The sequence below is a fragment of the Mycobacterium sp. genome (genome assembly GCF_019247615.1).
Lineage (GTDB): Bacteria > Actinomycetota > Actinomycetes > Mycobacteriales > Mycobacteriaceae > Mycobacterium.
This window is the reverse complement of record NZ_JAFBAT010000118.1, coordinates 1-10,932: the sequence shown is the minus strand read 5'-3', so window position 1 is coordinate 10,932 and position 10,932 is coordinate 1. Positions and strand designations below refer to the sequence as shown.

General features: G+C 66.3%; 8 protein-coding genes. 1 reads left to right on the top strand and 7 read right to left on the bottom strand.

From position 1 onward, the window contains the following. The 7 genes from JO059_RS08060 to clpX form a co-directional block, all read right to left on the bottom strand. Positions 1–2,430 (bottom strand): valine--tRNA ligase (locus JO059_RS08060; RefSeq protein ID WP_293315570.1); only part of this gene is annotated, 2,430 nt, incomplete at its 3' end. Between the two features lie 26 nt (positions 2,431–2,456). Then, complete coding sequence (locus JO059_RS08055; RefSeq protein ID WP_293315569.1) at positions 2,457–3,752, bottom strand: trans-acting enoyl reductase family protein; 1,296 nt, start codon at positions 3,750–3,752, stop codon at positions 2,457–2,459. Between the two features lie 84 nt (positions 3,753–3,836). Next, complete coding sequence (locus JO059_RS22930) at positions 3,837–4,439, bottom strand: transglycosylase family protein (protein WP_366516172.1); 603 nt, start codon at positions 4,437–4,439, stop codon at positions 3,837–3,839. Between the two features lie 865 nt (positions 4,440–5,304). Further along, positions 5,305–5,892, bottom strand: coding sequence for a molybdenum cofactor guanylyltransferase (mobA, locus tag JO059_RS08045; RefSeq protein ID WP_293315568.1), 588 nt, complete (start codon positions 5,890–5,892; stop codon positions 5,305–5,307). A gap of 1 nt (position 5,893) precedes the next feature. Further along, positions 5,894–6,994 carry a 2-oxoacid:ferredoxin oxidoreductase subunit beta gene (locus tag JO059_RS08040; protein WP_293315567.1) on the bottom strand — a complete coding sequence of 367 codons (1,101 nt, stop codon included), beginning with the start codon at positions 6,992–6,994 and terminating at the stop codon, positions 5,894–5,896. Then, on the bottom strand, positions 6,991–8,952 hold the full coding sequence (locus JO059_RS08035; protein ID WP_293315566.1) for a 2-oxoacid:acceptor oxidoreductase subunit alpha: 1,962 nt from the start codon (positions 8,950–8,952) through the stop codon (positions 6,991–6,993). Before JO059_RS08035 ends, JO059_RS08040 begins: the two co-directional genes overlap by 4 nt. 277 nt (positions 8,953–9,229) lie before the next feature. Beyond that, positions 9,230–10,510: an ATP-dependent Clp protease ATP-binding subunit ClpX gene (gene clpX / locus JO059_RS08030; protein ID WP_293315565.1), complete on the bottom strand. Its 1,281-nt coding sequence runs from the start codon at positions 10,508–10,510 to the stop codon at positions 9,230–9,232. Positions 10,511–10,774: 264 nt separating this feature from the next. Here clpX and JO059_RS08025 point away from each other — a divergent pair. Next, positions 10,775–10,932, top strand: a 158-nt coding sequence (locus JO059_RS08025) for a homocysteine S-methyltransferase family protein (RefSeq protein WP_293315571.1), incomplete at its 3' end; no start/stop codon positions are given.

Sequence of the window (10,932 nt, the reverse complement as noted above, 5' to 3'; positions counted from 1 at the left end):
GTTCATGCCCGGGCCCAGCCGGACCTCCAGTGACACCGACGGGCGGAACTCCGAACCCGGCGCGCTGAGCCATGCCAGCGACGACACCGCGCCGACCTGGCCGCTCAGATCGGAGTCCTCGATGCCGGCCAACCGGGCCGGCACCTTTTGCCGATCGGCCAAACCCTGATCGCTGCGAAACCGGCGAACCTCGCTGACCAGCCGCTGCAAATCGCTGATGCGCTGCGCCGCAACCAGATCCAAGGCGATGCCGGACGGCTGCGGCCAGTCGGCGATCACCAGCGACTCCTGGTTGCTGAGTGCCTGCCACAAAGCTTCGGTGAGGAACGGCGTGACGGGATGCAGCAACCGCAGCAGCGTGTCGAGCACCGTCGCCAGCACCGAGGCGGTGTCTGTGAGTCCCTCGGCCAGCTGCGTCTTGGCCAATTCGACATACCAGTCACAGAATTCGTCCCAGGTGAAGTGGTAGAGCGCCGCGCAGGCCCGGCTGAACTCGTAACAGTCGAATGCCGAATCCACTTCGGCGCGAACCTCTTCCAGTCTTCCGAGAATCCAACGATCGGCGTCGGTCAGCTCGGCCTGCGGGGGCAGCGTCTCCCCCGGGCGCCATGCGGCGCCGTTGATCAGCGCGTACCTGGTGGCGTTGAAGAGCTTGGTGCAGAAATTGCGGGACGCCCGGACGTGATCCTCGCCGATCGCCAGGTCCCCGCCCGGGCTGGCGCCTCGCGCCAGCGTGAACCGCAGCGCGTCCGCCCCGAACATCTCCATCCAGTCCAGCGGGTCGATGACGTTGCCCCTGGACTTGCTCATCTTGCGTCCGAACTCATCCCGAATCAGCCCGTGCAGAAAGACGTCGGTGAACGGCACCTGTGGACCGCGCCGGCCCTCGAGCGTGATCACATCGTCGCTGCCGACGAAGGTGCCGAACATCATCATCCGGGCGACCCAGAAGAACAAGATGTCGTAGCCGGTGACCAAAACGCTTGTCGGATAGAATTTTTCGAGCTCGACAGTCTTTTCCGGCCAGCCCAGCGTGGAGAACGGCCACAGCGCGGACGAGAACCACGTGTCCAGTACGTCGGGATCCTGCTGCCAGCCCTCCGGCGGCGTCTCGTCGGGACCGACGCACACCTGTTCGCCGTCGGGCCCGTACCAGATGGGGATGCGGTGCCCCCACCACAGCTGCCGCGAGATGCACCAGTCCCGCATGTCGTCCACCCAGCCGAACCAGCGCGGTTCCATGCTTGCGGGATGAATCACGGTGTCCCCGTTGCGTACCGCGTCGCCGGCAGCCTTGGCAAGCGATTCCACCCTGACCCACCATTGCAGTGACAGTCGCGGCTCGATGACCTCGCCGCTGCGCTCCGAATGCCCCACGGTGTGCAGGTACGGCCGCTTCTCCTCGACGATGCGACCCTGCACGGCCAAGGCTTCCCGCACCGCGACCCGGGCCTCGAACCGGTCCATGCCATCGAATTGCGTTCCGGTGTCGGCGATGACGGCCCTGGCGTCCATGATGTTGGGCATCGGCAGGCCATGCCGCACACCAATTTCGAAGTCGTTAGGGTCGTGGGCGGGCGTGACTTTCACTGCGCCCGTGCCGAATTCGGGGTCCACATGCTCGTCGGCAACGATGACGAGTTCGCGGTCAACGAACGGATGCGGCAGCGTCGTCCCGACCAGATGGCTGTAGCGCTTGTCCTCGGGATGCACGGCGATGGCGGTGTCACCGAGCATCGTTTCGACGCGGGTGGTGGCGACCACGATGTGGGGCTCATCGTCGTCGAGTGAGCCATAGCGGAACGAGACCAGCTCCCCCTCGATCTCGTCGTACACGACCTCGATGTCGGAGATCGCCGTCTGAAGAACCGGCGACCAGTTGACGAGCCGCTCGGCCCGGTAGATCAGCCCAGCGTCGTAAAGCCGCTTGAAGATGGTACGGACCGCACGCGACAGGCCCTCGTCCATCGTGAACCGGTCGCGGCTCCAGTCCACCCCGTCACCGAGCCGACGCATCTGGCCGGCGATGGCCCCGCCGGACTCGCGTTTCCAATCCCAGACCTTCTCGACGAAGAGCTCCCGACCGAAGTCCTCCTTGGTCTTGCCGTCGACCGCCAGCTGCTTTTCCACCACGCTTTGCGTCGCGATACCCGCATGGTCCATCCCGGGTTGCCACAGCACCGCATAGCCTTGCATGCGCTTGCGTCGGGTCAGCGCGTCCATCATGGTGTGTTCCAGCGCATGGCCCATGTGCAGGCTGCCGGTCACGTTCGGCGGCGGCAGCACGATCGAGTACCCGGGCTTATCGCTGGTGGGTTCCGCCCGGAAGTAGCCGGCATCCAGCCACTTCTGATAAATCGCGTCCTCCATCGCGGCCGGATCCCACGACTTGGGCAGCGGCTCGGCGGCGGGGCGCGGGCTGGCGGTCACCGGTCAATTCTAGGGACGACCGCCGGTCACCCGGGCAGCCGGTCGACCCCCAACGAGACACCGGCGGCCGGGAAGCGCGCGAGCAAGGCGTCGCCCATCGCGGCGGCGGGCGTCAGGACACCCAGCAAATCGGAGAGTTTGTCGCGGTCCAGCGCGAGCGCCAGGCCACACTCACCCAACAGCACCGACGTCGCCTTGTAACCGGGGTCCCCGCGCTGCTCCATGCGGGCCACATAGCGGACACCGTCGGTCGTGGTCGTGTAGGTCTCGGTCCGGTAGTAGCCGCGTTCGCGAGACTCCGCGCTTGGGCCGGTGCCCGGCTTGGGCACCACCCGCTCCACCAGGCCATCCGGCAACAGCCGGAAGTAGCGGCTCCCCGCCTCGAACAATGCGTTTCCGACGCCCGTGCCGACGACGGACGCCACCGGGGCCAGGGGCGACGAACCGACGCTCATGTTCTCGTCGTAGCGGAACCGGCGGCCATACGCCCAGTCGAGCAACGCGTTGCTGCGACGCACGACGCGGGTGTTCGTGGACGCCATCAGAAACCCGGCGGTCCACACCCCGGACAGTTCCGGCGCGATGTCACGGCCACGGCGCCACTGCAGGTCCCGCTGGGGACCCAGGTCGGGTTCCGCTCCCCGGTCGGGGCTCAACGTGTAGGGGTCGGCCAGCTGCCGGCGCGCGTCCGCGTTGCTCGACGCCGTGCGCAGGAGTTCCAGCATCGACGCGTAGGTGCCGCCGGAGAACGCCCCGCGGAAGGAGCGCACCACGAAATGGGTGTCGCCGAGCTCGCCGGCGGCGTCCCGCTGCGCGGCCTGATACAGCGCATACACGCTCATATCCGAGGGGATGGAGTCGAACCCGCAGGCGTGCACGATGCGGGCGCCGGTGTCGGCGGCCTGCTTGTGGTATCGGTCGATGCTCTCCCGCATGAACGGCGGCTCACCGGTCAGGTCCGCGTAGTCGGTGCCGGCGGCGGCGCACGCCGCCACCAGCGGCAACCCATAGCGGAGGTAAGGCCCGACCGTGGTGACGACGACGTGTGTCCGTGCGGCCAGCTCGTCCAGCGTCGAGGGCGACGCCGCGTCGGCGGTCAGAACCGGCCATTCCCCCGCCGTTTCCCCAAGGGTGGCGCGAACGGCCCGCAACCGGTCCCCTGACCTGCCGGCGAGCGCGATCCGGGCCCCCGCCCCGGCGCGTGCCAGGTATTCGGCGGTCAGTTTGCCCACGAAGCCGGTTGCCCCGTACAACACAATGTCGAACTCGCGGTCGAACTCGCGGTCGAACTCGCGGTCGAACTCGCGCGGCGTTGCGGTCACCGGCCCGACGCTACCCGAACCCGCAGACAAGGAATGCCGGGCACGAGGCCCGGCATTCCTTTACTCCTTGCGTTGCGACGGGTGTCAGCCGCGCCGACCGCAGACCGGCCACGCGCCGATGCCCTGCGAGTGCAGCACGTTCTCGGCCACTCGGATCTGCTCCTCACGGCTGGCGCCGGCCGGAGAGCCCGAGCCACCGTTGGCGTGCCATGTGCCCGACGTGAACTGCAGTCCTCCGGCGAACCCATTACCGGTGCTGATCCCCCAGTTGCCGCCCGACTCGCACTGAGCGATGGCGTCCCAGTTCACGCTGTAGGCCTTGTGAACCGGAGGCGGCGGCGGAGCGTCCGGCGCGGGAGCGGCCGGGTCAGCGGGCGGCGGGGGGGCGTCCGGCGCCGGTGCTGCCGGCGGAACGGCCGGGTCGAAGCCCGCGGGAGCCGGCGCGGAGGGCCCGTCGATCGGCGCGAGAGCGTCCGAGACGGGACCGGGGGGCGCCACATTGGGGTCGAAGGCCACCGGCGCAGGCGCCGGGGCGTCGGGAGCCGGCGGCGGAGGCGCGTCGGGGGCCCCGACGGGGGGAACGTTCGGGTCAAAGCCCATCGGTTCCGCGGTCGCGGTGGCGGAGGGCAGCGTCACCAGGGTGCCAGTGATCGCGGCGAGGATGAGCGTCTTGCGGACGTTCTTCAAGTTTCTTCCTTTCGCGGTGCGCGCGCGCCAAAGCAGACCCACCGCGGTGGGTCGAGATGCTTGGTTGGTGCTTGAGGTGCTCTGGGGACGTGCCGTCTCGTTCAGGCACGCAGCGGCGGGCGCTCGATCTGCCCGGCGGGGTAGAACCCCGGGCCGCGACCGGCTTCACCGCTCGCAGCCCCGCTCGCACGCGGGTCCGTGGATTCAATTTTCGATTACTTTTTCGTTGACCCGTTTCGGGCTACCAGGGACCGTACGAAACCCGATCGCATCCGTCATCTTCGGAAAACAGATGTCTCGGTCTGATCACGAGCCGGTCACGGCGCGATCGCTCCGTCATCTCTGCTGGTCAGCCGCGCGTTTCCAGCCGTTGCCCAACTCCGCGGATCGCAATCGGATAGTGAGCCGAATCACGGTGTTTTTGTGAAGTGGCACACGGTTTTCCGAGCCGCGGGTCGGGCGTCGGAACCGTCCACGAACCCAGGCCGCGGCGTCGAACGGGCGCCGGATATAACGGGATACGACCGAATAGGCGCGCCATGCATTGCGCGCGAACGCACACCCGGGATCGCATCGAGCGATCCTATTGACTACCAACATCTTTCGTTCTGCGCATGGAAGATGGCATCGAGTCATCGAATGCAGCAGAGATTTTCGGGAAGCCATTGGAAAGCCGGTTGCTCGGGGCGCAGCGCGCCCGCCGCGCGCAGCCACGGCCCAAATCACCAGAGTTGTTGCTTCCCACAGCGATTCGTTGCATCTGCGTCCAAAGAGGCGGGTTGGCGCAAAACGCGCGACTTATATCTTTTACACAGGGTTAATGAACCCGCGCCACTGAGCCGAATAGCAAATAACGCTCTGGGATTCACGCACCGGGCTGCAGCGCGGCACGCAGTTCGGCGTCGGTGTTGACGTTGGTCAGTGCGCGCGAGCCCGGCAGCACGATCTGCTGTGCGTCGGAGGCATCGATGAGTGCGCTCATCCGGCGTTCGCCGGCAGCGACCAACGCGTCGATCCGCTCGGCCAGATCCGTGCGGTACACGGCGGCGAGGGGATGGCTGCGGCCGTCCCACGGCAGCACCAAATCGGCGTCGGTTTCCGCGGCCAGCCGGACGAGGTCGTCGACCAAATCGGCTGTCAACAGCGGCATGTCGACCGCGCAGACGAACGCGAAGCGGGCACCCGCCTCCCCCGCCGCGCGCAGTCCCCGGCCGGTTGCCGGCAACGGGCCCAGCCCGCGCACGTCGTCGCGGATGATGCGGGCCTGCAGCGTCGGCAACGGCTGGCCGGGGGCGGCCATCACGAAGACCGGGTCGCAGCGCTGCGCGACAACGCCGACGACATACTCGGCGAGCGTGGCCGCTCCGTCGGGGCCCGGAAGGGTGGCCTTATCGCGGCCCATGCGCCGCGATTCGCCACCGGCGAGCACTACCCCTGCCAAGCGCTCGGCCACGTCAGTTGACGGTCCAGGTGTCGCGCCCGCGCAACAGCGATTGCAGGGCGGTGGAGTCGAACGGCTTCGACGACCGCGCGGCGCGGACCTGAGCGCGCGCCGCGTCGTCGTAGGTGGGCCGGCTGATGTCACGGAAGATCCCCAGCACCGTGTGATCGAGGTTTTGATCCGACAGCCGCGAGAGCGCGAAAGCATAAGCCGCGTCGTCGGCATGCGCGTCGTGCACGACGATCTCCTCGACGGCGACGTCGGCGGTCTTGGCCACCTCGAGGCCGAAGCCGGACTTCACGACGCAATATGCGCCATCGGCACCAAACACGATCGGCTCACCGTGGCGGACGTTGATCACCCGTTCCTCGGCGCCCTCCTTGCGCAGGGCGTCGAACGAACCGTCGTTGAAAATCGGGCAGTCCTGCAAGATCTCGACGACGGCAGCGCCGCGGTGCTGCGCGGCCGCACGCAGCACCTCGGTGAGGCCACTGCGGTCCGAGTCCAGCGCCCGCCCGACGAAGGTCGCCTCCGCGCCCAGCGCCAACGACACGGGGTTGAACGGGTAATCCAGCGATCCCATGGGAGTCGACTTGGTGATCTTGCCCATTTCCGATGTCGGCGAGTACTGGCCCTTCGTCAGGCCGTAGATCCGGTTGTTGAACAACAAGATCGTGATATTCACGTTGCGGCGCAGCGCGTGGATCAGGTGGTTGCCGCCGATCGACAGCGCGTCGCCGTCACCGGTGACCACCCACACCGACAGATCGTCGCGGGCCAACGCCAGGCCCGTCGCAATCGCAGGCGCGCGGCCGTGAATCGAGTGGAACCCGTAGGTCTCCAGATAGTAGGGAAACCGGCTCGAGCAACCGATGCCGCTGATGAAGACGATGTTCTCGCGGCGCAGGCCCAGCTCGGGCAGGAAATTGCGGATCGTGTTGAGGATGACGTAGTCACCGCAGCCCGGACACCAGCGCACCTCCTGGTCGCTGGTGAAGTCCTTCGCCTTCTGCGGCTGGTCATCGACAGACCGCGTCGGCACGCCGTCATTTTTGTGCAGCCTCGGAGTCAATCCGAGGTCGGTGCCCGCAAGATCGCCTGTCAGGCCAGTCATTCTTCAGCTCCCGCTCCCACCGTGGCCGCCGACAACTTGGCGACCATCGCCTTGTCTCGCTCAATTTCCGCGAGGGTCCCGCCCAGCGCGGCCCGAATGACGCGACCGATCTCGTCCGCCAGGAAGGAAACACCCTGAACCTTGGTGACCGATCGCACGTCGACCAAATACTTGCCCCGCAGGATCAGCGCAAGCTGACCCAAGTTCATCTCGGGCGCCACGACCTGCGGGTAGCTCCGCAGCACATCGCCCAAGTTGGCCGGGAAGGGGCTGAGGTATCTCAGATGCGCATGTGCGACCTTGATGCCCTTGCGCCGCGCCCGTCGGCACGCCTCACCGATCGGCCCGTACGAGCTGCCCCAGCCGATCAGCAGCAGCTCGGCGTCTCCGGTGGGATCGTCGACCTCCAGATCCGGAACGCGAACACCGTCGATCTTGGCCTGCCGCACGCGCACCATCAGGTCGTGGTTGATCGGCTCGTAGGAGATGTTGCCCGAGCCGTTGGCCGCTTCCAGCCCGCCAATGCGGTGTTCCAGGCCGGGCGTCCCCGGGACGGCGAACTGGCGAGCCAGGGTTTCGGGATCGCGGTTGTACGGCTGGAAGGGCTCGTCCGGTTTGGCGAAAGTGTGCGTAATCGACTGCAGCGCAGCGACATCCGGGATCTGCCAGGGCTCCGAGCCGTTGGCGATGGCTCCGTCGCTCAGGACGATCACCGGCGTGTGGTAGGAGACCGCGATGCGCACCGCCTCGAGGGCGATGTCGAAGCAGTCCGACGGCGACCGCGGCGCCAGCACGGCCACCGGCGACTCACCGTTGCGGCCGTAGAGGGCCTGCAACAGGTCGGCCTGCTCGGTCTTGGTCGGCAGGCCGGTGGAGGGGCCGCCCCGCTGCACGTCGATGACGATCAACGGCAGCTCGGTCATCACAGCCAGCCCCATCGCTTCGGACTTCAGCGAAACGCCCGGACCCGATGTGCTGGTGACGCCCAGGGCACCGCCGTAAGAGGCGCCGATCGCCGCGCAGATGCCACCGATCTCGTCTTCGGCCTGGAAGGTGATCACGTCGAAGTTCTTGTGCTTGGACAGCTCATGCAAGATATCGGAGGCGGGCGTGATCGGATAGCTGCCGAGCACGACCGGGATGTGCGCCAACTGGCCGGCCGCGACGATCCCGTAAGCCAGGGCGGTGTTCCCCGATATCTGCCGGTACTCGCCGGCCGGCAGGGTCGCCCGCGACACCTCGTAGGTGGTGCCGAAAGCTTCGGTGGTCTCGCCGTAGTTCCAGCCCGCCTTGAGGGCCAGCACGTTGGTCTGCGCGACTTCGGGCTTGCGCGCGAACTTCTCCCTGATGAAGGTCTCGCTGGCCTCGATCGGTCGCCCGTACATCCACGACAACAGCCCCAGCGCGAACATGTTCTTGGCGCGCTGGCCGTCCTTCTTGGACGCACCGATCGATTCGACCGCGCCGAGCGTCAGCGTGGTCATCGCGACGGGGTGCACGACGTAGTCTTCGAGCTCGTCGGATTCCAGCGGGTTCGTCACGTAGCCAACCTTCGTCAGGTTGCGTTTGGTGAATTCGTCCGAATTCGCGATCACCATCCCGCCACGCGGCAAATCCCCGATGTTGGCCTTGAGCGCCGCGGGGTTCATCGCCACCAACACGTCCGGCCGGTCACCCGCGGTCAAAATGTCGTAGTCGGCGATCTGGATCTGGAACGACGAAACCCCTGGAAGAGTGCCTGCGGGGGCGCGGATCTCGGCCGGGAAATTCGGCTGGGTCGCCAGGTCATTTCCGAAAAGCGCTGCCTCAGAAGTGAATCGGTCACCGGTCAGCTGCATGCCGTCGCCGGAGTCACCGGCGAACCGGATAACGACCTTCTCGAGGCGCTGCCGACCCTTCTCGGCGTGTGCAGCCCCGTTAACCGACTTCGACCCGGCTGCGCTGCCGTTCGGATCCAACGTCCTCGCCTTCCATCTTCATCCGGACAGGCACTCCGCGTGCAGACTCAGGTACGCGCCGTCGGAGCGACTCCCGTCACCACGTTTTTGTGTCACTCGCGGTACCAATTATGACACTTGTACTGGCGGCCATGGCGCCGTCCCACCCGTTACGCACGCCGTGTGCGCTGGGAAAAACCGACGTCAGAGGTGGGGTACCGATGAGTAGCCCCCCAAACTGTGTTGTTGATCACGTCCGCACGGGCGGGCCCGCCCGCGACGCGAACGACGTGCTGCGCTAGGCGCTCTTGTCGCGGCGCTCACTGCGGGAAGGCTTGCGCGGCACGATCGTCGGCAGCACGTTGTCTTGCACGGTCTCCTTGGTGACCACCACTTTGGCCACGTCGTCGCGGCTCGGGATGTCGTACATCACCGGCAGCAGGACTTCTTCCATGATCGCCCGCAGGCCGCGGGCGCCGGTGCCCCGATGGATCGCCTGATCGGCGATCGCCTCCAGCGCGTCGTCGGTGAACTCCAGTTCCACGCCATCCATCTCGAAGAGCCGCGTGTACTGCTTGACCAACGCGTTCTTCGGCTCCGACAAAATCTTGACCAACGACTCCATGTCGAGGTTGGTGACCGACGCAACCACCGGAAGGCGACCGATGAATTCGGGAATCAAGCCGAACTTGATGAGGTCCTCGGGCATGACGTCGGCGAAGTGATCCGTGGTGTCGATCTCGGCCTTGGAGCGCACCTCTGCGCCGAAGCCCAAACCGCGCTTGCCGACGCGCTCGTAAATAATCTTCTCCAACCCGGCGAAAGCGCCGGCAACGATGAACAGCACGTTGGTGGTGTCGATTTGGATGAACTCTTGATGCGGGTGCTTGCGGCCGCCCTGCGGGGGAACGGATGCCTGGGTACCCTCCAGGATCTTCAGTAGGGCCTGCTGGACGCCTTCGCCGGAGACGTCGCGGGTGATCGACGGGTTCTCGCTCTTGCGGGCGATCTTGTCGACCTCGTCGATGTAGATGATGCCGGTCTCGGCGCGCTTGACGTCGTAGTCGGCGGCCTGGATGAGCTTGAGCAAGATGTTCTCGACATCCTCACCGACGTAACCGGCCTCGGTCAGCGCGGTGGCGTCGGCGATGGCGAACGGCACGTTGAGCATTTTGGCGAGCGTCTGGGCCAGGTAGGTCTTGCCGCAGCCGGTCGGTCCGAGCATCAAGATATTCGACTTGGTGAGCTCCACCGGCTCGGACCGGGAGTCCCGGCCCTTCTCGCCGGCCTGGATTCGCTTGTAGTGGTTGTATACGGCGACGGCAAGCGTCCGCTTGGCGGTGTCCTGGCCGATGACGTAGCCCTCGAGGAAGTCACGGATTTCCGCTGGCTTGGGCAGCTCGTCCAGCTTGACGTCGTCGGCGTCGGCCAGCTCCTCTTCGATGATCTCGTTGCACAGGTCGATGCACTCGTCGCAGATGTAGACGCCCGGACCCGCAATGAGCTTTTTGACCTGCTTTTGACTCTTCCCGCAGAACGAGCACTTCAGCAGGTCACCGCCGTCTCCAATGCGCGCCATGGTGGTGGAGTCCTACTTTCCTCGCGGTCGGTAAATGAAGCTGGTTACGAGTCACCGTCGGGTGGTGGTCCCGACGCTACCCGCATATTCCGGCGCGGTGCGACCGATAAAGCCGAATCGCGTCGTTGGTATTTAACTGTGTGCGCAGAACATATCGCCTGAATCGCCCCGCTGCCCCCGTAACGCGCCACCGTGTCCCTGGCGTGTCGCGGCTGTTATGCGACCGAGAGGCGACTGGGGGGCCAGCGCACTCGGCGACCCTACATTAGCGCTATGGGATTCGCCGTGGCCGAGAATTCCGCGTCGATCGCCGATGGCGGTCTGGCGACCGAACTCGAGGCCCGCGGCAACGATCTGTCTGACCCACTGTGGTCGGCGCGACTGCTGGTAGATGCCCCGCAGGAGATCACCGCCGCGCACTC